The 24,138-nt window shown below is 34.4% G+C and carries 17 protein-coding genes; 3 read left to right on the forward strand and 14 right to left on the reverse strand.

The window, feature by feature from the left end; translation table 11 throughout:
- Positions 1-204 precede the first annotated feature (204 nt).
- A complete protein-coding gene (locus ACE01P_RS15880; RefSeq protein ID WP_379699670.1) occupies positions 205-606 on the reverse strand; it encodes an acyl-CoA thioesterase in 402 nt (133 codons plus the stop codon).
- On the reverse strand, positions 606-1,181 hold the full coding sequence (locus ACE01P_RS15885) for a TetR/AcrR family transcriptional regulator (RefSeq protein ID WP_379699672.1): 576 nt from the start codon (positions 1,179-1,181) through the stop codon (positions 606-608). Before ACE01P_RS15885 ends, ACE01P_RS15880 begins: the two co-directional genes overlap by 1 nt.
- A 323-nt stretch (positions 1,182-1,504) precedes the next feature.
- On the opposite strand from ACE01P_RS15885, the gene ACE01P_RS15890 reads away from it, so the two are divergent.
- Complete coding sequence (locus ACE01P_RS15890) at positions 1,505-2,161, forward strand: outer membrane beta-barrel protein (protein ID WP_379699674.1); 657 nt, start codon at positions 1,505-1,507, stop codon at positions 2,159-2,161.
- A 175-nt stretch (positions 2,162-2,336) separates the two neighbouring features.
- Here ACE01P_RS15890 and ACE01P_RS15895 read toward each other — a convergent pair whose 3' ends face one another.
- The 4 genes from ACE01P_RS15895 to ACE01P_RS15910 form a co-directional block, all read right to left on the reverse strand.
- Positions 2,337-3,773 carry a TolC family protein gene (locus tag ACE01P_RS15895; protein ID WP_379699677.1) on the reverse strand — a complete coding sequence of 479 codons (1,437 nt, stop codon included), beginning with the start codon at positions 3,771-3,773 and terminating at the stop codon, positions 2,337-2,339.
- Positions 3,763-6,969: an efflux RND transporter permease subunit gene (locus ACE01P_RS15900; protein ID WP_379699679.1), complete on the reverse strand. Its 3,207-nt coding sequence runs from the start codon at positions 6,967-6,969 to the stop codon at positions 3,763-3,765. Before ACE01P_RS15900 ends, ACE01P_RS15895 begins: the two co-directional genes overlap by 11 nt.
- Positions 6,970-6,990: 21 nt before the next feature.
- Positions 6,991-8,073, reverse strand: coding sequence for an efflux RND transporter periplasmic adaptor subunit (locus ACE01P_RS15905; RefSeq protein WP_379699681.1), 1,083 nt, complete (start codon positions 8,071-8,073; stop codon positions 6,991-6,993).
- Between the two features lie 157 nt (positions 8,074-8,230).
- Entirely contained in the window at positions 8,231-8,623 is a 393-nt protein-coding gene (locus ACE01P_RS15910) for a hypothetical protein (RefSeq protein ID WP_379699683.1), read from the reverse strand.
- A 276-nt stretch (positions 8,624-8,899) separates the two neighbouring features.
- Between ACE01P_RS15910 and ACE01P_RS15915 the strand changes: the two genes are divergently transcribed.
- Positions 8,900-9,949: a proline iminopeptidase-family hydrolase gene (locus ACE01P_RS15915; protein WP_379699685.1), complete on the forward strand. Its 1,050-nt coding sequence runs from the start codon at positions 8,900-8,902 to the stop codon at positions 9,947-9,949.
- 119 nt (positions 9,950-10,068) lie between these two features.
- Here the strand turns inward: ACE01P_RS15915 and ACE01P_RS15920 are convergent, their stop codons facing one another.
- Positions 10,069-11,178, reverse strand: coding sequence for a PepSY-associated TM helix domain-containing protein (locus tag ACE01P_RS15920; RefSeq protein WP_379699687.1), 1,110 nt, complete (start codon positions 11,176-11,178; stop codon positions 10,069-10,071).
- A 276-nt stretch (positions 11,179-11,454) separates the two neighbouring features.
- Between ACE01P_RS15920 and ACE01P_RS15925 the strand changes: the two genes are divergently transcribed.
- Positions 11,455-13,836 (forward strand): TonB-dependent receptor, encoded by a 2,382-nt coding sequence (locus tag ACE01P_RS15925; RefSeq protein WP_379699690.1) that lies wholly within the window; start codon positions 11,455-11,457, stop codon positions 13,834-13,836.
- Positions 13,837-13,896: 60 nt separating this feature from the next.
- On the opposite strand, the gene ACE01P_RS15930 is transcribed toward ACE01P_RS15925, so the two are convergent.
- Genes ACE01P_RS15930 through ACE01P_RS15960 form a run of 7 tightly spaced genes read right to left on the reverse strand, consistent with a single transcriptional unit; the run spans position 13,897 to position 24,121 of the window.
- On the reverse strand, positions 13,897-15,285 hold the full coding sequence (locus tag ACE01P_RS15930) for an AMP-binding protein (RefSeq protein ID WP_379699692.1): 1,389 nt from the start codon (positions 15,283-15,285) through the stop codon (positions 13,897-13,899).
- A gap of 14 nt (positions 15,286-15,299) precedes the next feature.
- Entirely contained in the window at positions 15,300-15,542 is a 243-nt protein-coding gene (locus ACE01P_RS15935) for an acyl carrier protein (RefSeq protein WP_091130053.1), read from the reverse strand.
- A gap of 35 nt (positions 15,543-15,577) precedes the next feature.
- Positions 15,578-16,984, reverse strand: a complete 1,407-nt coding sequence (locus ACE01P_RS15940) for an MATE family efflux transporter (RefSeq protein WP_379699695.1) — start codon at positions 16,982-16,984, stop codon at positions 15,578-15,580.
- The gene (locus ACE01P_RS15945; protein ID WP_379699697.1) at positions 16,981-18,822 is read right to left on the reverse strand and encodes an IucA/IucC family protein; all 1,842 of its coding nucleotides are present in this window, start codon (positions 18,820-18,822) and stop codon (positions 16,981-16,983) included. The genes ACE01P_RS15940 and ACE01P_RS15945 overlap by 4 nt, the downstream gene beginning before the upstream one ends.
- Positions 18,823-18,826: 4 nt before the next feature.
- The gene (locus tag ACE01P_RS15950) at positions 18,827-20,167 is read right to left on the reverse strand and encodes a lysine N(6)-hydroxylase/L-ornithine N(5)-oxygenase family protein (RefSeq protein WP_379699700.1); all 1,341 of its coding nucleotides are present in this window, start codon (positions 20,165-20,167) and stop codon (positions 18,827-18,829) included.
- A 17-nt stretch (positions 20,168-20,184) separates the two neighbouring features.
- On the reverse strand, positions 20,185-22,626 hold the full coding sequence (locus tag ACE01P_RS15955; protein ID WP_379699702.1) for a GNAT family N-acetyltransferase: 2,442 nt from the start codon (positions 22,624-22,626) through the stop codon (positions 20,185-20,187).
- Positions 22,604-24,121 (reverse strand): pyridoxal phosphate-dependent decarboxylase family protein, encoded by a 1,518-nt coding sequence (locus ACE01P_RS15960; RefSeq protein ID WP_379699705.1) that lies wholly within the window; start codon positions 24,119-24,121, stop codon positions 22,604-22,606. Before ACE01P_RS15960 ends, ACE01P_RS15955 begins: the two co-directional genes overlap by 23 nt.
- Positions 24,122-24,138: the final 17 nt, after the last annotated feature.

Consider the following 24,138-nt stretch of genomic DNA (forward strand, 5'->3'; position numbering starts at 1 on the left):
CTGCAGTTATGTGGGAGAGTATGTCGTCGCCTTTCTTTTGAAAACCCCATCCAATACGGATGGGGTTTTCTGTTTTAAGGATGTTTTGGGAAATCAATGGATAAGACATCTAAAAACTCTTTTGCAATAAAAAGAAATAAAGAAAAATTATATCTCTATGAAAAAGGCTGTCTATAGACAGCCTTTAGAAATAAAAATGATAGGCTATTTTATAGCTTCTAGCCATTCTTCTGTTGGTTTAACTAATTTACGTAGCGATGTATCGAATAATCCTATTTTCATTTCTATATCAGAACAGATATTATTTTCACTATCGGTGATCCATTGTTTTATTGTTCCTATTTTACCTTCATATTCGCCAGTTTGCGAGTGAATAACTATTTTCTGTCTTAGTTTTAACTCTTTAATAAATCGAAGGTTAATTTCAAGGATAACTGGGCCTAAACCAGTTTTTTTAATTTTGTCTAAACCATAGCCGTTTTCAGTTATAAACTGCCAACGTGCTTCTTCATAAATTTGTAAATAGGTTGCATTATTTACATGACCGAAAGTATCAAGATGAAATTCTTTGATGGTGAGTTCGTACTCGAAAATTTTGTTTGCCATTATATATTATTTTTTAAAATTATTTCGTCTAAAAGAACTTCTAAAGTTTTTTCAAATGAGTCATTGCTATTTTCAATTCTAGCAAGTTGTGTTAATGCCATAAGTGTTGATACAAGAATTTTTGCTTTTAAATGTGGAGCAGAAATAGGTTTGAATACTTTTTGATGCTCTCCTTCTTCTAATATTGTAGCTGTCCAGCCAACAATTGATTCTGCGAATGCCAATACTTTTTCTCTCAATTTCTCATCCAATGTGTTTATATCAGAGGTTAAAGCTCCTACAATGCAAACTTTTTGTTCTGCTGCAAGTCTTCTGTAATAGAGAAAAAGCTTTAAGATTTTTTCTAAAGGAGTTTTATCTTTTGTACGCAGGATAGTTTCTTCAAATGCGTCTTGATGAGCTTGAATGATAGCGATTCCTAAGTCACTTTTTTTTGGAAAATGGTAATGAATAGATGATGTTTTGATGTCTATTCTTTCAGTTATTGTTTTATAGCTGAATGCATTATATCCTGTCTGCATTAGTAAGCGGTCAGCTTCCTTAATAATGCTATTTCTCATAATGTATCTACTCATAGGTAGACAAATATATAAAAATTTGGTTTCATTTTATAATTTGCAACATGTTTGAATCTATTTGTTTACAACATAATGCTTTAGGTAGAATAACTTTGATGCCATTAAACAACCCAAAACCTTACAGTACTACGCCATGAAAAAAAGTTCTAAATTTTTTACTGCTTTTAGCATTTGTAGATTACAAAAAAAGAAAGTAAAGTAACTGTTGAAAAATAGCCGCTTTTGTGGTCTAGCAGTAAACAAAAGGATAGAAACATTTTTAATTAAGCTTATAGACTGGGGAATAATAAATCAATTATTATAAACTAAAATTAAAAATTATGAAAAAGTATTATTTATTAGTTGCTGTTTTATTCTTTTCATTGGCAATGTCAGGACAAACTGCCAATTCATTTTTGCTTAATTTGTACGGAGGCTATACCTTTTCTGATAGAGTAGATTTTGATTCTTCTTATGGAAAAGTTGAAGATGGTTTTGAGTACGGTCTTGGTTTGGAATATTTTATAATGGATAACGCTTCCATTGAGTTAAAGTATAACAGACTTGATACAAATATGCCTTTGTATACAAAGGCTACTATATCTAATAATGGTAATCCTATTCCACCAGGAACTCAGCTTAATGCCGGAGATGATAAAGGTGCTATTAATTATATATTAGCAGATTATACTTATTATTTTGGGTCGAGTTCTCAAAAGGCGCTTCCATTTTTGGGAGCAGGCTTAGGAGTTGCAATTCTTGAAACACCGAAGAGTGGGAGCGGAACTTATTTTGCATGGGAAATTAAAGGTGGTGTAAAAGTAAAAACTAATTCACCGTTATCAATTAATCTTCATGCTTATCTGCAGTCTATGTCGGCAGCTGTTGGATATGATTATTATTGGGATTATTATTGGGGTCCGGTGGCAGTTACTGATTATGCATCAACATTTCAATTTGGACTTGGCGCTTCTTTAAGCTACGATTTCAGTAAATGATAATTATCTAAGTAAAATTGTTAAACAAAAAAGCTTGAGAGATTTCTCAAGCTTTTTTGTTTTCATCAATAGATTTAAAATATATTGATGAAATATTGAAGAATCTGGTAGTAAAAAGGAGACCTCTTTTCAGAAGGCCTCCTTTTAAATTAAAATAAAAAAAAAATGAAAACTACTAATTCCAGCCACCTCCCAATGCTTTGTAAACATTTACAAAGGCGTTCATTTGCTGTTTTTTTGTTTCGATAAGTTCAAATTTAGATTCTAAAGCATCTTTTTGAGTCAATAAAACTTCCATGTAATCTGCTCTGGCAGAACTAAACAAATTATTCGATATTTGAATAGATTCGTTTAATGCCTCAACTTGTTTAGACTTCAAATCATAGCTTTTCGCTGTATTTTGTATTTTAGATAATTGATTTGCAACTTCCACATAAGCATTTACTAATGTTCTCTCATAATTGTAAACAGCTTGAATCTGTTTGGCGCTTGCAGTTAGATAGCTTGCTTTGATTGCATTTCTGTTAATAAGAGGAGCAACTAAATCGCCTGCTATAGAATACAATAAAGATTCTGGAGAAGTCAGCAAATATTTGGTATTAAAAGCTTCATATCCGATTCCGGCTGAAATACCGAGAGATGGATAAAATTGAGCTTTGGCTGCTTTAATATCCAGTTTTGCAGCAATTAATTCCATTTCTGCTTTTTTAATGTCTGGACGATTTTCTAAAAGCTGAGATGGAACTCCAGCATGAACATCTGCTGGAGTGATAGTGCTGAAAGTACTGCTGTTTCTAACAACTTTTTGAGGAAAACGTCCTAGCAAGAAATTGATTTTATTTTCCGTTTCCGTAATCTGCTGTTGAATATCAAATTGCAGACTTTGCGTGCTTAAAATTTGTGCTTCAAATCTTCGTACAGCTAGTTCGTTAACTCTAGCGGCTTCTTTTTGTATTTTAACTACTTTTAAAGCGTTCGTTTGAATATCAATATTTTGTTTGATGATTTCTAATTGATTATCCAATGCTAAAAGTTCATAATACGAATCAGCTATTTCTGCAATCAAATTGGTTACAACAAAATTTTTTCCTTCAATAGAACCTAAATAACGGTTTAAAGCTGCTTTTTTAGCATTGTGCAGTTTGTTCCAAATATCTATTTCCCAACTTGAAGTCAGTGCAAATCTAAAATTGGGTAGCGGATCTGGAGTTTCTTTACCCGGCATAATCTCTGTTGTAGCTTCACCAGAACCTGTGCTTGTGTATCTTCCTGACTTAGTTACATCGGCACCAGCACTAAAACCAACAAAAGGCAAGTATTCTCCTTTTCGTGCTTTTACTTCGCTCTTAGCAATTTCAATTTCTTGAAGTGTAATGTTTAATTCCTGATTGTTTTTCAATGCAATATCAATCAGATTTTCGAGATTTTCATCTGTAAAATAACTTCTCCATTTTACTTTTCCCGTATTGAGCGTATCCAAAGCATTATCAGTATATTTTTCTGGCAACGTTTTGTTTTCTGTTTTTTCTACAATTGAAGGTGTTTTACAACCTGCTATAGAGAGTAATACGCAGGCAAGACCTGCGTATTTTATGTTTCGATTATTCTTCATTTTCCTCCGTTTGATTGTTTTTTGAAAAATCATCTACATGATGCATGAAATCATCTGATAATGAACTTTCTTCTTCTCCTTTAATTAATTTTCTGCCTTGTGCCATTGAACCAAAAATGTAATATAATCCAGGAACGATAATTACTCCGAAAATGGTTCCAAAAAGCATTCCTCCAAGTGCTGATCCTCCAATAGTTCTGTTTCCGATTGCACCTGCTCCAGAAGCAAAAATTAACGGAATCAAACCAGCAATAAAGGCAAACGATGTCATTAAGATTGGTCTAAAACGTACTTTGGCACCCTCGATGGCGGCTTCAAGAATGGTTGCGCCCTGCTGATGTTTGAGGACAGCAAATTCGACAATCAATACAGCATTTTTACCGAGCAATCCAACAAGCATAATCAATCCGATTTGTGCGTAAATATCGTTTTGCAAGCCCATCATTTGAAGAATGACAAACGAACCTAAAATTCCAACAGGAATCGATAAAATCACAGAAAACGGTATAATAAAACTTTCATATTGTGCCGCCAATACGAAATAAACGAAAGCTAATACCACTAAAAAGATATAAAGCGATTCGTTACCTCTTCCAGCTTCATCATAAGAAAGACCTTCCCACGCAATGTCATATCCTTTAGGGAGTGTTTTAAGAGCTGTTTCCTGCACCGCTTTAATGGCATCAGCAGTTGTGTATCCTTTTGCAGGCTGACCTTGAATAGCAGCAGAATTGTACATGTTGTAACGCGTGATCTCATTGGGTCCCTGTGTTTTTTTAAGAGTCATAAAGGCAGAATAAGGCACCATTTCTCCATGATCATTTTTTACAAAGAGATTTAATACATCTGACGGAAGTCTTCTAAATTTTGGATCAGATTGTACGTATAATTTAAAGAAACGTCCAAATTTGATGAATCCTTGTTCGTATGTACTTCCGATTAAGATATTTAGATTTTCCATCGCTTTTCCAATAGAAACACCTTTTTGCATGGCTAAATCATTGTTGATCTCTAATTCGTATTGTGGATAATTGGCAGCGAAGAACGTAAACAAACCAGAAAGTTCTTTACGTTTGCCTAATTCGGCCATAAACTGCTTGTTGATTTTATCAAACTCTTGATAATTGGTACTGGTTGTTTTATCTAATAAACGCATAGAAAAACCTCCGGAAGAACCAAATCCGGGAATTGCTGGCGGCTCGAAAAACTCTACAACAGCTCCTAGATCTTTAGATTTCTTTTCTAACTCTTCCATGATTTCTGTTACAGAATGTTTTCTGTCAGACCATGATTTTAAGTTAATCAAACACGTTCCTGCATTTGAACCACGGCCTTCAGTCATGATTTCGTAACCTGCTAAAGAAGAAACAGATTCAACACCTTCAACCTTTTCACAGATTTTCTGTAATTTCTGAGCAACCTGATTCGTTCTTTCTAAAGTCGCACCTGGTGGCGTTTGAATGATTCCGTAAATAGTTCCTTGATCTTCACTCGGAATAAATCCTGAAGGAAGTACTTTATTTTCTATAAAGATAAAAGCACAGAACGCAATCAGAATTCCAAAAGTTAAAACTCTTCTGCTTACAATTGTTTTTAAAACAATAACATAACGTCCTGTAAGTCTTTCAAACCATCTATTGAAAGCATCAAGAGATTTAGTCAATATATTTCCCTTTTTCTGTTTTCCGTGATTATTTTTCAAAAGAATCGCACAAAGAACAGGAGTAAGGGTCAAAGCCACGATTGCCGAAATGATAATCGAACTTGACATGGTAACCGAAAATTGTCTGTAGAAAGTTCCAACGGGACCAGACATAAACGAAACGGGAATAAATACAGATACCATAACGGCTGTAATGGCAATAATAGCTCCTCCAATTTCGCCTAACACCAATTTTACAGCATGATAAGGCGTAATATGTGGAAATTCTTCAAACTTGGCATGGACGGCCTCGACGACGACAATCGCGTTATCGACCACAATTCCGATTGCTAATACCAAAGAAAACAGCGTTACCAAGTTGATTGACATTCCAAACATTTGGATAACGAAAAATGCTCCAATTAAAGAGACAGGAACGGCAATAATCGGAATTAAAGTCGAACGCCAATCTCCTAAAAATATAAATACTACTATAGCAACCAAAATAAAGGCATCTCTTAGAGTATGAACTACTTGATCGATAGAAGCATCTAAGAATTGCGAAACGTCATAACTGATTTTATAATCCATTCCTGGAGGGAAACTGGCTTTCATTTCTTCCAGTTTCGCTTTTACATCATTGATTACGTCGCTTGCGTTACTTCCATAGTTTTGTTTTAATACTATTGCGGCAGAAGGATGACCGTCTAGATTCGAATAAATATCAAAAAATTCGCTTCCTAATTCTACTTTTGCAATGTCTTTTAAACGAATGCTTTCACCTTCAGAATTTGCACGGACAATTACATTTTCGTACTGTTTTGGTTCGTCGTATCTTCCTTTGTATGTCAATACATATTCTAAAGATTGTGCGGCAATACCAGAACTTTGTCCCAATCGACCTGGACGACCAATAATACTTTGTTCTTGCAGCGCTTGCATAACTTCTTCAACAGAAATTTTATAAGCTCGCATTCTGTCAGGATTCAGCCAAACACGCATTGCATATTTACGGCTTCCTAAAATTTGAGTTCTAGCAACACCTTTTACACGGCTGATTTCAGGAATCATTTTCACATCGGCATAGTTGTAGAGAAACTTCTCATCCATGCTTTTGCTTTTCGAATAAAGATTCACATACATCAACATACTCGGCTGAATAGGAGTAATAACAACTCCTTCACGCTGAACCAGTTCAGGTAATAATGGCATTACCTGATCTACCCTTGTTTTGACTCTAATTACAGCTTCATTAGGATCGGTTCCTGGCTCAAATATGATTCTAAGTGTTGCTTCTCCGGCACTAGTTGCATCGGTCGCCATGTAACGCACGCCTTGTGTTCCGTTAAGGGAATTCTCTAATGTAATTAAGGTCGATTTTACTAATACATCGGCGCTTGCACCAGGATAAGCGATAAAAATATTTACGGTTGTGGGCGCAATTTGAGGGAATTGCGATATAGGAAGCTGTTTGATCGACAGTGTACCTATAAAGACAATTATAATCGAAATTATAATTGCAAAAACGGGTCTATGTATAAATTTATTAAACATTTCTTTTTCTTTTAGATTCGGTTATTCTGCGTACAGTTCTAAATTGGACATAACCGATTGAGGTTTTACCACTTCGTAGTCTATTTTCTGGTTTTCTTTTACAAGACGAATCCCCTCTAAAAGTATTTTATCATGAATTGACAAACCTTCTTTTATTACAAATAGGTGAGGCATTTCGGCAGCTATAACAATTTCTCTAGATTTTACAGCATTATTTTTGTCAATTACATACACATATTTTTTGTCTAAAACTTCAAAAGTTGCTTTTTGAGGTATCAGCATGGCATTTTTAAGTTCTATAGGCATTTGAATGCTTCCTGTTTCTCCGTGTCTTAAAAGTTTCTTCGGATTTGGAAATGTTGCTCTAAAAGGAATGTTCCCTGTTTCGTTATCAAAATCAGCTTCAATGGTTTCTACAACTCCTGAATATGGAAAAACTTTATTATTCGCCATCAAAAGATTCACTTTCATTTTTCCGTTTTTACCTGCCTTTTCCTGATAATCTAAATATTCAGATTCTGGAACATTATAATAAACCCACATTGAACTGTTGTCTGCAAGCTCTGTAAGCAGTTCTCCTTCATCAACTAAACTTCCCTGACGTACGTGGAATTTGTCTATGATACCGTCAAAAGGCGCTCTGATTTCTGTAAACTGAAGATGAACTTTGCTTAACGCCATCTCAGCATTTGCTTTTTCTAACTTGGCTTTTGCCATTGCCAATTCATTTGGAGAAACCACTTTTTCATCTGCTAATTTTTTAGCATTTTGGTATTCAATTGCGGTAAAACTTACTTCGGCTTTAGATTTTTTTAATTCAGCTTCGTAAAGTGCAGGCATGATTTTAAATAGCAATTGGCCTTTTTTTACCATTTGTCCTTCGTCTACATAAATTTTTTCAAGATAACCGCGTTCTTGAGCTCTTATTTCAATATGTTGAATAGAATGTATTTGTGATACATATTCTTTTGTAATTGTAGTATCTTTTTCGATTGGATTAGTAACCAGAAATTTGGTTTTTTCTTCTTTTTCTTCTTCTTTTTTAGAATTGCACCCTGCAAAAACTAAGGTGCACAAAGTCATGATCATGAAAATTCTCTTCATAATTATTTCAGCATTAAAACGTAATTTATTTTTGATTTTAAGTAAAAGGCTTTTGGAAATAAGCCATAGAGGTTTGTATCCTTCTATTGTTCAAATAAGAAAATAGAGGATAAAAACAGTAAAGAAATCAGCCGCTGGGAAACAACAGCATTAAAAATCAAATTCTAAAAACCTGAAATAACAGATATACTTTGTTATAAAGTAAACTGAAAATTTTGCAGTCATTTACTTTTTGAGTAAAAGCAGTTGTCGAAACAACAAAGTGATTACTGCTGTGAAAAATTAAAAAGTAGTTGCTTTTTACAAGCTGTTTTTGAGCTGATGAAAAGTTATCTTCATTTTCTTCATTGTCGAAAAGACATATCTTTCTTTTAAATGTTTCAAATAAACGTCCGCGGTTTATTTGATGTCCAGCGTTAAAATCTGTTTTAAAAATTAAAGAAGAAGAAAAATCATTAACTCTTGAAACTGCAGAATGTGCATAAACATTGCCGTATCCATTTAAAAGAATGACAATTGAAAGTAAAAGTTTAGTGCACCAGTTTTTCATAAGAGTCACAAATTTAAAGAAACGTTTTTTTAAAAACAACGGCGCTAAATTATTATTTTGTAAAAATGCAGTTTTCGGATTAAAGCGTTTTTAAAACTTATAATCTGATTTTTTTTTGACATTAAATTGATAGAAAGCTTAGATTGTTATGCCTTATAAGGTTTCTAATCTTGGATCTAATTGAAGGTTTTTTGTATTGTTGAGAAATTCGGTTAACTGAAATTTAGTATATTAGAACAGCAAAACTAGTCACTAATCAATTTAAATAAATTACTCATGAATGTGTACAAAAAGTTCTCTTTGGCGGTATTAAGTATGCTGTGTTTTACAGCTTGCAATAATAAAGAAAAGATGGAAAAAGAAAATGAACCTCTTAGTGCTTATTTAAAAGATACATCCTCAGGTATAAAAACGGGAGGAATAAAAGTTGTAGAAATAAACACGCCAAAAGGCAAGTTTAAGGTTTGGACTAAACGTATTGGAAATAATCCGAAAATAAAACTGCTGCTTTTAAATGGAGGGCCAGGGGCAACTCACGAATATTTTGAGTGTATGGAGAGTTTTTTGCCGCAGGAAGGAATTGAATTTATTTATTATGACCAATTGGGGACTGGAAATTCAGATAATCCAAATGATCCTGTATTTTGGGACTTAAATCGTTATGTGGAGGAAGTAGAACAAGTACGCGAAGCGCTGGGTCTGGATAAAAGCAATTTTTATTTATTGGGTCACTCTTGGGGCGGAATTTTAGCTTCGCAGTATGCATTAAAGTATCAGCAGAACCTAAAAGGACTTATTATTTCTAATATGATGATGAGTGCCATTGATTATGATAAATATGCAGATGATGTGTTGGCAAAACAAATGGATCCAAAAGTGTTGGCAAGAATCAGGGAAATTGAGAAAAATAAAGATTTTGAAAATCCTGAATACATGCAGTTGCTAATGCCTAATTTTTATAGCAAACATATTTTACGTTTAGATGCAGATAAATGGCCAGAACCTGTAAACAGATCCTTTAGTAAAATTAATCAGTCGTTGTATGTAACCATGCAGGGGCCAAGTGAATTTGGATTGTCAGGAAAACTGGAGAAATGGGATATTAAAAAAGAGCTTCCAAAGCTTACTGTCCCGACATTATCTATTGGAGCTAAATATGATACAATGGATCCCGAGCATATGAAATGGATTGCCTCTCAGGTAAAAAACGGAACCTATTTATATTGCCCGAATGGCAGTCATATGAGTATGTATGATGATCAGGAAATTTATATGAAAGGATTAATCAAGTTTCTTAAAGATACAGACTCAAAGAATATAAATTAATATGAAGGAAGAATTGTAAGACTCAATAGAGCTTTCTTAAATATCATTATAAAAAAAGCCAGAAATTAATCTGGCTTTTTTATGAAAGTTCTTTACAGTCACGAATTAAATGCACAAGCTTATTTTGCTTTCTTTTTCTTTTTTCCAAGCCATATCAAAAATCCTGTACCAGGAAGTGTCGCTGCAAGCAATGAAACCAACAAGGCAATAATCTTTGTAGGCCAGCCGTATAGACTTCCCGTATGAATTGGATAAATAAGACGTTTTAATTTGTCTCCAGTTGAAAAAGATTTATAAGGTCTTGCTTCAATGTTTTCAGCAGTATATTTATCAAAATACGCCGCACTTGACTGATGGGGGATAAGCCTTTCTGTATTTTCTTTTAATACCAAAATACTATTTATTGTATCGGCTGGCATTCTGATCTGTATATTTCCTTTATAGAGAAAAAGATTGTCAGATTGGTCATAAATACTTTGGTAAAAATCTGTTTTTATTAAACCAGGATCCGTTTTTGTAGGGTTTTCGATTTTAGCAGAAGGCCTTTTAGTATTTCCATCAGCGAGATAAAGAACACCATTTTGAAACCAGTTGAAGGCAAAAAATAATCCTGTTAGTGAAATAATCAATAAAATGAAAAAAGAATAGAATCCAATTGTTGAGTGCAAATCCCACACAACTCTTTTAAAAGAAGCATCCCATTTTATTTGAAGTCTTTGTTTTAAGTTTTTTACTTTTTTAGGCCACCATAATATTAGTCCTGAAATTAGCATAAAAACAAAAACTAGGCAAGATGTTCCCATTATTATGCTGCCAGTTTCGCCCATTAAAAGCTGTCTGTGTATTTCTAAAACAACGGCAAAAAATCTGCTTTTCTGAAGTGTTGATGCTTGAACCTTGCCTGTGTAAGGGTTTACAGAAAATAAATGCACTTTTTTATCGGAATCTTTTCCAACTATTTGAATGGTACGTGAAGGATTGCTAAAAGTGCTAATTCGGGTGATCTCTTTTATTCCATATTCTTTCTGAAGGATATCTACACAGAAATCCAAACTTTTCTTTTGGGTTCCAATTTCTGAAACATTGTAATAATCAGGATTAAGAGTGCTGTCAATTTCCTTTTCAAAAACTAATAGGCTACCGGTTATTGCAGCGATACAAATTATAAGACCAGAAGCTATTCCAAGCCATAAATGCAATAATCCAATTTTCTTTTTAAATCCTTTCATTAAAATTAGGGTGTGAATTAAATCTATTTTTCTGATAAAAAATCTGCACAAATTTATATTTATTTAGAATTAATAGGAATTATTTTAGAAGAAATTTTAAGAATTTTAAAGTAAATGATTGTAAAGGTTTAATGAAGTTTAATTTTGATTCTTTTGATATTTAATGAGTTTTACGATTAAATAAAGTATTTGCTTGTTAAACTAATATTAATTTATATTTTTGTCGCGTTTTTATTTAGAATGAATAAAAACAATCCTAACCAAATTTATAATCAGATGAAATATTTTAGTTTAAAAGCATTACATTTTTTATTTATTTTTAGCTTTTTCTTTATAACAGTTTCTTATGCCCAACAGCATGGAAAAATTAATGGAAGAATCACAACTTCAGACGGAAAGTCTTCTTCAGGGGCAGTAATTACTCTTAAAAATTCAAAATACAGAACAACTGCAAATAGCGACGGTAGTTTCAGTTTAAAAAATATTAAGGAGAAGTCCTATTTTGTTCAAGTTACACTTCAAGGTTATAATACTCTCGAGCAAGAAATTAATATTTCAGCTGGGGAAACAGCAGATTTAAATTTTCAGATTCAAAGATCAAATGACAATCAAAATGCAGACGGAAATGAAGGGGATCAACTGAATGAAATTATAGTTTCAGCGAGCAGAAAAGTAGAAACTTTATCGAAGACACCATCTTCAGTAACTGTTATTACAAGTAAAGATATTGACGAATTATCAATTGTGAGTCCAAATATTGCTAACATCGTTGCCTATGCAGTTCCAGGTTTGGGATCAGCGACAAACAATACTGGAAATTATGGGCAGACATTGAGAGGTCGAAATCCTTTAGTTTTAATTGATGGAATTCCGCAATCTACTCCTTTAAAATCTGCGGGTAGAGAAATTCGTTCAATCGATCCTTCAGTTATAGAGCGTATCGAGGTGATTAAAGGTGCAACTGCTATCTACGGGAATGGTGCAGATGGCGGATTGATCAATTACATAACTAAATCGAACAAGACTCAAAAGAAATTTGCAGGATATAGTGAAGCTGGAACTACTGGTAATATTAAAGGAGACAGTACCGCAGGTTATAGGTACAATCAGCAGTTTTATGGAAGGCTAAATAAATTTAATTATATGGTCAGCGGAACTTACGAAAAAACAGGTGTTTTTCGTGATGGAGAAGGACAGGTAATTTCGCCTGAATACGGATTAGGGGAAACTAAAACTTACAACGTATTTACTAAAGCGGGATATGATTTTACAGCTAATCAAAGAATTGAATTGATGTATAATTATTTCAGCTCAAACCAAGATTCTGATTTTATACTGAAACCAGGTGTGTACGGTGTGAGTCCTGCAATCGGTATTCTGGGCAACAGACCGGGAGTTGATGAAGGAACCCGATATAATCACAATGGTAGCTTGCAATATGTAAATAAACAGCTTTTTGGCAATACTTCATTTACAGCAAATATTTACTTCCAAGATTTTTTAACTATATTTTCAAATTCAACTTTTTTCTACGGAAGCGGACAATCACAGACAGCTTCTGCAAAGAAAGGGCTTAGAGTTTATCTGAATACTCCTTTTGAAATTTCTTCTAATTTTTCTGGTGATGTAATTTACGGTTTTGATTTATTGAATGATAAAACCAATCAAAAACTAGTTGACGGAAGGGTGTGGGTACCAAATATTGATATGGTAAATCTTGCTCCTTATGCGCAGTTGACCACACAGATTTTTAGTGACTGGACTTTAAAAGCAGGTTTGCGCGCTGAAAACATAAAGATAAATATCGAAGATTATAACACAATTGCTACTGGTGCTGATGGTAAAGGAAGTATTGCTGTTACAGGTGGAGATCTTACTTATGATGCCTTCGTGTTTAACACTGGATTGAGATATTCAAGATTTAAATTTTTTAATCCTTTTGTGAGCTTCTCTCAATCTTTTTCAGTTTTTGATTTAGGAAGGGTGCTTACAAATGCAAAAGAGGATGCTGTATCTAAATTGCAAACAAAACCAATTATCGTCAACAATTACGAAGGAGGTTTCAGCAGTCAGTTAGGCAAATTTAATTTAAGTGCTGCGTATTATTTCAGCACTTCAAAACTTGGAACCAATTTAGTTCAAGTGGATGGATATCTTGTTGCTGAACGTTTGCCTGAAAGAGTTTGGGGATATGAGGTTCAAGCAGATTATCAAGTTTTAAAACAATTAACTGTTGGAGGAAATTATGCGTATGTACAAGGAAGAGGAGATAAGGATTCTGACGGTAATTTTTACGGACCAACTGATATATATTTGAAATCAAATAGAATTCCACCAGTAAAGGTAACCGGTTATGCAAAATATGGAGACAAAAGGCTTAATGTAGAATTATACTGGATGTTGGTTGGTGATCGTGATCTTTTTAAACCTAACGCAGCTGGTGCTTATGCAATTGGTGAAGGGCCTATCCATTCTTTCAATTTATGGAATCTTGCAACGGCATACAAAGTTACGGATAGAATAAGAGTGAAATTGGGTATTGAAAATATATTCAACACAGATTATTATACAACTACTTCACAATTTTATGGAACAAATGCTAATTATACAAGAGGAAACGGTTCACGATTTAATCTAGCATTAGGATATAGTTTTTAATTTTTGAAAGTTAAAATGAATAAATAAAATTAAAGCCCCTCGTAATGAGGGGCTTTTTTATTAAACCAGTATTTCAGATTCTAAAGTGCTTTTCAATAAGGGATAATTGACTTTTCCATTTGCTGTGAGCGGCACATCAGTAATGTGTATGGTTTTGATGGAACTAGAATGCAGATTTAGTTTTGCTTTGAGAACTGTATGAATCAGTTCTCTGGTTAAACTTTCATCTGTATACATGACAGCCAGATATTTATCATTTATTCCAAGACAAATAACGGTCTGTCCTCCCAAAGCATCTTTTAGAAGAAGCTCTGTTTCGTCAAGATTGAATCGAACGCCAAACAATTTTACAATTCTTTTGATTCGGCCTACAATAAAGTAATAGCCTTCTTCATCTTTTCTAGCTTTATCACCAGTATACAGTTTTTCCTGCTTTTCAAAAAATTTAAGATCATCTCTGATATTGGCGTAACCTCCAAATACATTCGGACCGCTGTAAATCAATTCTGAAGTTTCAGGATCAATCTCAAATTGCCCGTTTTTGACTGGTTTTCCAATGGAAGTTCCTTTTCTCAAAAGATCTTTTGGTGGCAAATAAGCCATACGTCCGCACGCTTCTGTTTGTCCGTATTGCGCAAAGAATTTTTTATCGAATTTCTCGCTGAAAGATGCGATTGCTTCGATCAATTTGTGATTCAACATTCCTCCAGTATGAGTTAGATATCTTAGCGAAGGATGATCTTTTCTGAAGAATCCAATACTGTAAAGCATTTCATAGAAATAAGGAACTCCTCCTAAAGTTGAAAATCCGTATTTTTTGAAATCTTCCCAAAACTCCTTTTGAAAAGCATCTTTATCTGTACATACAATCTCTTTTGCTTTAATGCAGTTTGTCGTAAAAATAGACAGCCCGTAAACAAAATTTATCGGAACATTTAAAGGCACAACGTCTTCATTTTCAATAGGCATATACTCCATAATTGATTTTGCGTTTGCAACAAGATTTTCATCTGAAAGCCTCACAAATTTAGGAGAACCCGTAGTCCCTGAAGTGCTTAGAAGAAGCTTAATTTTTTCATGTATTGGATAAAGGATATTGGTATTTCTTTTAAACAATACAATCGTTTCTGAAGCATTCACAGCAGTGTAACCTTCAATTGAGCTGCGAGAAGGATCATAGATATAATAAGGCGTATATTTTTGCTCGAGATTTTCTTTGAAATTCTCGAGCATTCCCATGCCTAATAAAGCAACTGTATATCTGCTCTGATAGAAATTTAATAATGTTTCTACAGCAGGAAGTTGATTGTCATTATAAATAAAAACTAAAGCACGAAGGTTTTCAATTTCCAACGACTGATGCATCTCTTCAATAGATTTTGAAATGCCGGTGCCAGAATCCGTAAAAACCAGTTTTTCGTTTTTCCTAATTAAATTATATAGTTCCATATATCAAGCAGATTCTAATTAATTTCATAACCGTATTTTTTCAAGATGTCTCTAATTTTAGCTACGCTGCCCATCTCCAAAATATCTTCCATTTCGATAGAAATATTATAAGTGCTTTCAAGTTCTTGAACTAAAACGAGATGGCTCATAGAATCCCATTCAGATATAGATTGATATTCTAATTGATCATTTATTTCCTCAACAGGAATTTCAAAAGCTCTTGCAAATGCACCGTGTAATTGTTCTATTGTATTCATTTTTATGGTTTTAAATTAAATTTATAATTGAGTTATTAAACTTTAGTATGTTTCCATCCGCCTTTACGGAAAACAGTTATACAGGCAGCCGCCAATACGATTTCTGAGATAAGAATAGCCGAGAAAACGCCATTCGATCCGAGTTTGAAAGAAATGCCCAAAGCATAAGCAAGAGGTATCTGAACGATGTAAAACATTAAGATATAAAGCCATGTGACAGATTTGACTTCTCCTGCTGCATTCAGAGCTCGTGATATCACCATTGTATAGCCTAAAAGTATATAAGCCATGGAAATAAAGTGTATGTATCTCGTGCTGAAAGAAATAACCTCAGGATTATCAGTAAATATTCTGACAACAGGCGAAGCAAGAAATATCCATGAAATTCCAATTGAAATTAGAAAGACCATATTGAACATTCCTGCCCTCCAAACCGATTTTTCAGCTCTTTCAGGCTGTTTTGCTCCAAGATTTTGGCCAGTCAAAATTCCTGCTGCATTGCCCAATCCCCACGCGGGCATGGTGGCAATAGAAGTTACTCTTTGGGCTAAAATGTATCCTGCAAGCGCATTGGCTCCAAAATAGGACATTATTTTAATCATAATAACCCAGCTCGAAGCAGGAATAATAAATTGGACAGTTCCTCCAAATGCCAGTTTTACAACTCGTTTTAGAATTTCTTTATTGACTAAAAGTTGCGCTCTTCCAATTCTCAAAATTGTTTTTCCTCGAACGAGATACCAAGCCTGATGCAGTACTCCGATAACGCGGGCAATTAAAGTTGCCAAACCGACACCGAGAAGACCGTAAGCAGGAATAGGACCCCAGCCGAAAATAAAAACGGGACAAAGAAGAATATTTACTGCGTTTGAAAGCCAGAGTATTTTCATGGCTGTTGATGCATCTCCTGCACCGCGAAATATTCCGTTGACCACAATTCGAAGAATTAGAAATCCGCTTGACGCGAACATCAAAACGCTATACGATGCTCCTTGCTGAATCATTGCAGCCGAAAGTCCCATTGCTTGCATTATTTCTGCAGCCCAAATAGAACAGGCGATACTAATGAGTGCAGCAATAGGAACGGTTAAATAAATAACCTGCATGGCAGTATTTCCAGCAGCTTTGAACTTTTTCTCGCCAACTCTTCTAGAAATCATAGCCGAAGCGGCAATACCCAAACCGATTGAAACAGAATAGCAAAAGGTTATAAAAGTAGTTGCTGCACCTGCAATAGAAATGGCATCTGTACCCAATCTGCTGACAAAAAACAGATTAGAACAGACAAATAATGATTCCATTAAAAGTTCGGCAACCATTGGCACAGAAAGCAGGAAAATAGTTTTGTTTATGCTTCCTGATGTAAAATTGCTTTCGCTTCCAGCAAGAGAACGCCTTAAAAGATTTAAGAAAGAGCGTGTCTTTAAAATAGCTTCTTTCATGCGTTTTCTTTTTCTATTATTACTTCTTGATTGACAAGCTGATGCAATGGATTTGGAATAAAACCGCTTTTTTTCATGTGAGGAAAACCAGCTGTTTCTTCATAACCATTGTACAAACGTCGACTGTTGAAAATAAGACGTTTAAACTCAGGAATAAACAAATTATACTTGTCAAACATGTCCTTCAGTTCAGGATGTTCTTGCTGATATTCAATAACAATATCGTGTACACAATTCCAAAAAGAAATTTCGTCATATCCAGCAGATGTAATCATGACGTCGCTTAAATATCTGAAGAAAGCATCAAAAACGGCAATTAATATGGTTAATGGCGCATTCTCAGGATTTGGAGAAGCATTAAATAGATTTTCTATAAATTCTTGAGGAAGTTTTTTCTTTCCTTCTTCATTAATTAAAATATCACCAGCAAAATCTTGCAAAGCAATACGCGTTGGAACATAATCTTTTAAAACCAGAATTACGTTTTGCCCATGCGGATCAATGCATAAAGAATGCTGATAATAAATCTGAAGAACAGGTTTTAGATACGCTCTCATGTAGGCTTTCAGCCATTGTTCTGTTGAAAGACCAGATTTTTCAATCAATTCTTCTACTAGACTTTTTCCATGATCGTCTACGTATAAAAGCGCAGCCATAGTCATTAAATTCTCTCCGTGTTTTAAAAAACTGACTGGACTTTCACGCCATAAAACTCCCAAGTATTCATTATACTGATAAGGAGGATTTTCAATTTTACTGTAATGTGGGTGAGTATAAGAAGCTGTTACCATTTCGCCCAAAAGAATCACGCCCATTTTCTGTAAATGATCGTCTTTCTTTAAAATATCTTTCAAATAAGAAGTCAGTCTCGGTGCGATAAATAACTGTTTCGGACATAGACCTCTAATATGACTTGTATTTAAAATCGATATGGAAGTCTTAACATAATGTTTTCGCGGACTGCTTTGATTGAAAAAAGTACGAATACTTTGTTGTGGACTGTAAATATCCTCCGTTTCTTCTAAAGCAATAAGATTTTTAGACGCAATATCGCTTGCAAACTGCATTACCAATTTATTCTGCCATTGCCATAAATGAACAGGTATAAAAATATAATCTTCAGGATTTACATGTAACTGCGCTAATTTATCTTTAAAAGCTTTTATTTTTTCAGAACCAATTTCATTTTCGTAAAACGATTGTTCATCCATTTCTGGTTGAAGGTGCAGTTTTGCTCTTTTTTTATGAGCTGCAACCCATATTAGCCTTGTTTTCTGACCCGATTCAGGAGTGTAATTTTCATAATCCTGAGTATCAAAACCTATTCGGCCTTTGTTTACAATTACCCATGGATGTCCGTCAAGACTATGTTCAATAGTCTGAAAATCAGCATCAGCTAATTTAGCGGCAGACAAACGGCGTTTGGAATGAATAAAAGCATCAGCATATAAAGTATGAAGCAATTCTTCAACATAATGAGCGAGTGTAAAAGAGTTAATTTGAAAAGTCTGTTGCATTTCCATGAAAAAACTCGGCACATCAATATGATCGAGCTGTATTTCGTTTTCAACTTTAACTATGCTTTCTTTTACAATATGCCAATAGTTTAAAAATCTTGGGTAAGCAGTAAAACGGTAATAAATATTCTCGCTATCTGTTTGCAATTTAAAATGTGTTAAACCATCTATTTCAGTTCCTGTTTTTTTTGGTTTTGCCACATCTTCTCGCATCAGTTCTGAAATGCTTTTGGCAAGCAGATTTCGATTTACTTTGTCCCATGTAGAAGAGTTCAAATGTTTTGCCTCTTTAAATGTATTTTCTGAAAGTGTCATGCTCATTCGATTATTCGTTTATCAATTCCAAAATAGTAGCTGTCGGCTGTTCAGATTCCGTTTTCTGTACACCAAATTCTTGAAACGCAATACGTTTTTCAACTTTATAAATTTCACGTCCAGCTAACTGATTAATGATACACGAATTTCTATAAGCACCCATTCCTAAATCTGGAGTAGAAAGTCCATGTGTATGCAGTTCAGCATTTTGAACGAAAATATCAGTTCCGTTTTTATCAATGGTATAGTTGCGGTTTACGTTAAACAGACCATTTTCCAAACGTTGAATTTTATTTTCAATAGATGAAAGAATTGCAGGTTCTTTGTACTTATAACCTGTAGCCATAATAAGATAGTCCGTTTGGTCATCAAAAGGTTCTTCCAATTCAGTATGAGTAAAATCTAGATGATAAGAACCATCCGTTTCTTCATTTACAGAAGTCAGTTTTAGATTGGAACGCAGTTCAACATTTAAAGGTTTTCCATCCAAGCTCATTTCATAAAGACTGTCAAAAATTTCATTAATTAATTCTTGATCAATTCCTTTGTAAAGACCATGTTGTCTAGATAGCAATTGTTGGCGTTTTTCATGAGAAAGACTGTGAAAATGATCTACATATTCTGGAGAAGTCAATTCCAAAGTCAATTTTGATTTATTATCCAAAGGGAAAAAGTGTGAAGAACGCGTAAACCATTTTAACTGCAATCCATTTTGAGTTTCTGGAAGAAGATCGCGGAAAACTTCGGCCGCACTTTGTCCTGAACCAATGATAGCTACAGTTGAATTCTCACTAATTTCTGGTTTGAAATACAGATATTTTGAAGTATGAATTACATTAGACAGCTCTTCCTGATTTACAAATTCAGGAATATGTGGAGAAGTACCAGTTCCTAAAACAATTTTATGAGAATAAAAAGTTTCAGTAGTATTCGATTTTGCATTAAGAACTACGATTTTATAAACATCATCAACATAATCAATAGAGACAACTTTATGAGAAAACCTGCAATTTGATAATTTGGAGGCAACCCATTGGCAGTATTGATTATATTCTTTTCTAAAAATAAAGAAGTTTTCACGAATGTAAAATCGATATAAACGGCCACTTTCTTTAATGTAATTTAAAAAACTGTATTGGTTTGATGGATCTGCCATAGTTACCAAATCTGCTAAAAACGGAACCTGCAGATTGGCATTATCAAGCATAAGGCCTGGATGCCAGTCAAAGCTTTCTGATTGATCGAAAAATAAAGCTGATAATTCTTCAACGGGTTCAATTAGAGCAGCAAGCCCTAGATTAAAAGGCCCGATACCGATTCCTATTACGGAATATATTTTTTCTGTATTCATGGAAGTATTTTTTATGATTAGACTTGGGCAGTTGAAACTTCAATATTTTGAAAATCTTTGGCAGCAGGGAATTTTGCCCAATACCATTCTCTGTAACAGAAGTTTAGATTAGCTTTTTTATGCGGCATTTCAATCACTTTTTCGATTTTAAAACCAACATGGGCTTTATTCATCATAGAAGCGATTGAATCTACAGATCCTTCTCCGACCATTTTGCCAACTTTTGATTCCGATAGAACAAAATCCATCATCGATTGCGTTGCTGGAGAGCCGTATTTTAATTTAGGATCGGTTGGCGCGATAAATTGATGCGTTCCATAATCAGAAGGAAGGACATCATAATAATTGCCAACAATGTCTCGGCTTGCCCAATATACTTCAATGTTAAAAGTCGGAATGCCATTTGCTTCCCCTATAAAGCTATGCGAATGATCTCCAGGCAATAGCATTCTGTAGTACGCTTCCAATTCGCGAAGCGGCCAGTTCATTTGCCAGATTTTCAAAGCATGCTCACGATGAAACCATTCGTGCAACATTTCTAAATCTTTATCTAAATCTACCGGACGCAGTGTTATAGTGACATTTTCTTTTTCGAAAAAACGCTTAAAAACAGTACTGTTTACTCTTGGATTTATAAGTTTTTTAGAGAAAAAGTGCTTATTCAGTGGGTTCGGAAATGATTTATAAACAGCAGGATTGGTTCTTGGAGCACTTGCTTCATCCATATTGTTTAGACTGGTTAGCAGATTTCCTTTCACTACTAATTTCACACTATTGGTAAAATGTGAAATCATACCTGTAGTATCCAAATCTTCTTCTTTTTTTAGAGCCTGATAAAGAAGTTCAAGCAATGCAGTTTCGTCGGCTAATTTGTTGCTTCCTAAAATGCTTATAATTCCAAACAAGTGATTTATTAGAAGATAATATCCCCAAAAATCAATAATTCTTTTTTCGGCAATAAAAGATCTGCTTTCTTCACCAAAATTCGGAATCAATTTCTCTAGTTCTGGAACTTTTCCTTGTCTGAAAAAATAACCCTGATTGTCTCTGAAGTAGAGTTTTGATGGAAAAAGATTATCGTCAAATTCTACCAGCACGTTTTGCTGATGAAATTCTGAGCCAAAACCATATTTGTTAAAAATGCCAACCAATGGAGTGATCGAAATGTTCAAATATTGCTTGAACCAAGAAATAGCAGTTTCTCTTGGAGAAGCATTCGTTCTTTTCGCAGCTTCATTAATTACATTATGAATTCTTGCTTGTTCACCCAAAAATCCTTCTTGGCAAAGAGAAGCTACCATAGAAACATTTTTCGAAGCAGCATTTTCGTTAAAAGGATTTTCGCGAATACTCGTGCTAAAACCTTCAATAATTTGATCGTTATAAGTTACAGCGATAAAAGCAGGATCTGTAATAAGCTGAATTTGAGGATAATCTTTTTGAATTCCTTTTCCCCAATCTGTTTTCATAAGTCTAGCAGCATCGTAACCACGATTTAATTCATGCAAGTAATTCACACGGAAAGAATTAGTGATTTTTACATGTAAAGAGAATTTATACATCCATTTGCTTTGAGCGTTGTAAACTGTTCGAACAGATGAAGTTGCAGTATAATCTGGTCCTAATTGCGCCAAGTTAAAAAGTAGCTTTTTAGCTTCCATTTCTTTTACTTCTGGAAGTTCCAATAAATAGGATGCTTCCCAAGGATGAGTAGGAACTACTTTAAAATCAGGATATAAAGCCAGAAGTTCTTCAGCATTTTTACTGTTATATTTTGAAATTTCTTTTCGAAGATAATCCGTTGGAAGATCATCTGCTGCACTTTTTTCAATTACATTTTCAGGATGAATAAGGAAAAAATGAAGCGGAAAGTTTCCTCTGGTTTCAGGAGAATATTGAAACAATTCTTCTTTGGTAAATCCTTCTCTGCTTTTTGGCAATGGATGTACATTGTGTCCTAAAATCAAAGATTGTTCCCCTTCTATAAAACTCATTTCTGGACTATTAGCACTGAAACCATTTTCTTTATGATGTTCCAGATATAAAGCGAGATTGGAAATGCTGTTTTGCATGCGTTCCTGAGTTGAACTTGCATCTGCATCAGGATATTCTTCTTTAGAATAAAGCGCGGCAAACCCAGCAAATTCCATTGGATTTATTTCTCTGAATGTATCTGTAGCAAGATCGCGAGATACAACTGGAAAAATAAAAGCATGAACACCACTTTCTGAAAAGTAGACTAAAGGAGCGAAAACTTCTTGCCCAATTGAAGCAAAATCAAATCTCAAAAAAGAAGAATGATTAATCGTTTGCATAAAATCAGCTAGAGCGGGATCATATTTAGGAATGCCTTCGTAACGGCTCCAGTTGCTAAATTCTCTGCAATAACAATTCAGCAGAGACTTAAAGTTTACTTGTTCAGCAAGCTGTTGATAATTAGTTAAGTCTGTGGTATTCATTTCCGTTTTGTTTTATTTGATTAAGAATGTTTTTTATGTCATTTACAGTAGTGAGCGGGTTGAAAATGGTAAATTTTAAATAGAATTCGCCATTGACTTTTGTACTGGCTACTAAAACATCTCCGCTGAAAAAAAGTTTTTCTTTGATGTATTTGTTGACTTCGCAAGAATTAGATTCAGCAGGACCATCCAGATAACGGAACACTAAAACTCCCATATCAGATTCGCATAATAATTCGAAATTTTTATCTGATCCAATAAGCGATGCGGCCTGTTGAGTAGTCTCGATGATGGTGTCAGTGTACTTCCCCAGTTTTTCTCTGCCCAGATAACGTAGCGTGAACCACAATTTAAGAGCATCAAAACGGCGCGTACTCTGAATAATCGATTTATTGATTTGGGCTGGAAGTGCATCGTAATCCTGTTCTTTCGGATTTAAATAATCGGCGTGATGCTTGATAATATTTAAATGCAGTTTGTTTTTTACGATAAAAGCACTGCTGCTGATAGGCTGAAAAAATGATTTATGATAATCAATTGTTACAGAATCAGCTAGTTCAATTCCTTTTAAAAGATGTCTGTGCGTATCAGTCAATAGAAGTCCGCAACCATAAGCAGCATCAACATGAAGCCAGATATTGTGGCGTTTTGCTATGGCAGCAATCGGCTGAAGCGGATCAATATTTCCAAAATCGGTAGTACCTGCAGTTGCCGTAATAGCAATTGGAATATTTCCTTTTTGAATTTCTGAAGCTATGGCTTTTTCTAATTTTTCAGGATCCATTCTATATCTTTCATCAACATCAACGTGAACGACCGCTTGTTCGCCCAATCCTAAAATCCACGAATTTTTATGGTTGCTAAAATGCGCTTTATCCGAAACAAAAACTCTAAATTTTGAAGCATCAGGAGGAAGACCGTCAAGCTTGATATTCCATTTTTGGTATTCTAAAGCATAATAATCTCTCGCTAAAAGAAGCCCCATTAAGTTACTTTGTGAACCTCCTGCTGTAAAAATTCCATCTCCATTTTGGTAACCAATCTGTTCGCTAGTCCAATCGATTAGTTTTCTTTCGATAAAAGTACCTCCAGCACTCTGGTCATAAGTGTCTTGCGAAGAATTTATGGCACTTATTAAAACTTCTGCCGCAAGTGCTGGTATAACTACTGGGCAGTTCAAATGTGCAATGTATTCAGGAAGGTGGTAAGCTGTAGCGTGGTTAACATAAATTTCATCAACTTCATCAAAAAGGCTCTGATAATCTGGAAGCGGTTCATCAAGATCAATTGCCTCAACCATACGTTTCATTTCATCTGGCCTGATGCCTGTGAACGGCTTGGTAGTATTTTTTAAAAAACTGCTGACTCTTTCTTGCGCAGATTTTACAGCAGTTGCATATTCTTTATCAGAATGCTGGCTGAAAATGTCTTTAAAATTTTCCGCTTCAGTAAGCGTGGTTTTAGATTCCTGTGTGGTAGGGACCGTATTATTCATAGTTTTAAATTTTATAG

This window comes from Flavobacterium sp. HJSW_4 (genome assembly GCF_042436695.1).
In the GTDB taxonomy this organism is placed as follows: domain Bacteria; phylum Bacteroidota; class Bacteroidia; order Flavobacteriales; family Flavobacteriaceae; genus Flavobacterium.

Excerpts from the sequence above, each read along its gene's own strand:
- ACE01P_RS15905 (WP_379699681.1), bottom strand. The coding sequence starts at position 8,073 with ATGAAGAGAATTTTCATGATCATGACTTTGTGCACCTTAGTTTTTGCA.
- ACE01P_RS15910 (WP_379699683.1), bottom strand. The coding sequence starts at position 8,623 with ATGAAAAACTGGTGCACTAAACTTTTACTTTCAATTGTCATTCTTTTA.
- ACE01P_RS15890 (WP_379699674.1), top strand. The coding sequence starts at position 1,505 with ATGAAAAAGTATTATTTATTAGTTGCTGTTTTATTCTTTTCATTGGCA.
- ACE01P_RS15925 (WP_379699690.1), top strand. The coding sequence starts at position 11,455 with ATGAAATATTTTAGTTTAAAAGCATTACATTTTTTATTTATTTTTAGC.
- ACE01P_RS15930 (WP_379699692.1), bottom strand. The coding sequence starts at position 15,285 with ATGGAACTATATAATTTAATTAGGAAAAACGAAAAACTGGTTTTTACG.
- ACE01P_RS15950 (WP_379699700.1), bottom strand. The coding sequence starts at position 20,167 with ATGAATACAGAAAAAATATATTCCGTAATAGGAATCGGTATCGGGCCT.
- ACE01P_RS15915 (WP_379699685.1), top strand. The coding sequence starts at position 8,900 with ATGAATGTGTACAAAAAGTTCTCTTTGGCGGTATTAAGTATGCTGTGT.
- ACE01P_RS15920 (WP_379699687.1), bottom strand. The coding sequence starts at position 11,178 with ATGAAAGGATTTAAAAAGAAAATTGGATTATTGCATTTATGGCTTGGA.
- ACE01P_RS15895 (WP_379699677.1), bottom strand. The coding sequence starts at position 3,773 with ATGAAGAATAATCGAAACATAAAATACGCAGGTCTTGCCTGCGTATTA.
- ACE01P_RS15945 (WP_379699697.1), bottom strand. The coding sequence starts at position 18,822 with ATGAGCATGACACTTTCAGAAAATACATTTAAAGAGGCAAAACATTTG.
- ACE01P_RS15960 (WP_379699705.1), bottom strand. The coding sequence starts at position 24,121 with ATGAATAATACGGTCCCTACCACACAGGAATCTAAAACCACGCTTACT.
- ACE01P_RS15880 (WP_379699670.1), bottom strand. The coding sequence starts at position 606 with ATGGCAAACAAAATTTTCGAGTACGAACTCACCATCAAAGAATTTCAT.
- ACE01P_RS15900 (WP_379699679.1), bottom strand. The coding sequence starts at position 6,969 with ATGTTTAATAAATTTATACATAGACCCGTTTTTGCAATTATAATTTCG.
- ACE01P_RS15955 (WP_379699702.1), bottom strand. The coding sequence starts at position 22,626 with ATGAATACCACAGACTTAACTAATTATCAACAGCTTGCTGAACAAGTA.
- ACE01P_RS15940 (WP_379699695.1), bottom strand. The coding sequence starts at position 16,984 with ATGAAAGAAGCTATTTTAAAGACACGCTCTTTCTTAAATCTTTTAAGG.
- ACE01P_RS15935 (WP_091130053.1), bottom strand. The coding sequence starts at position 15,542 with ATGAATACAATAGAACAATTACACGGTGCATTTGCAAGAGCTTTTGAA.
- ACE01P_RS15885 (WP_379699672.1), bottom strand. The coding sequence starts at position 1,181 with ATGAGTAGATACATTATGAGAAATAGCATTATTAAGGAAGCTGACCGC.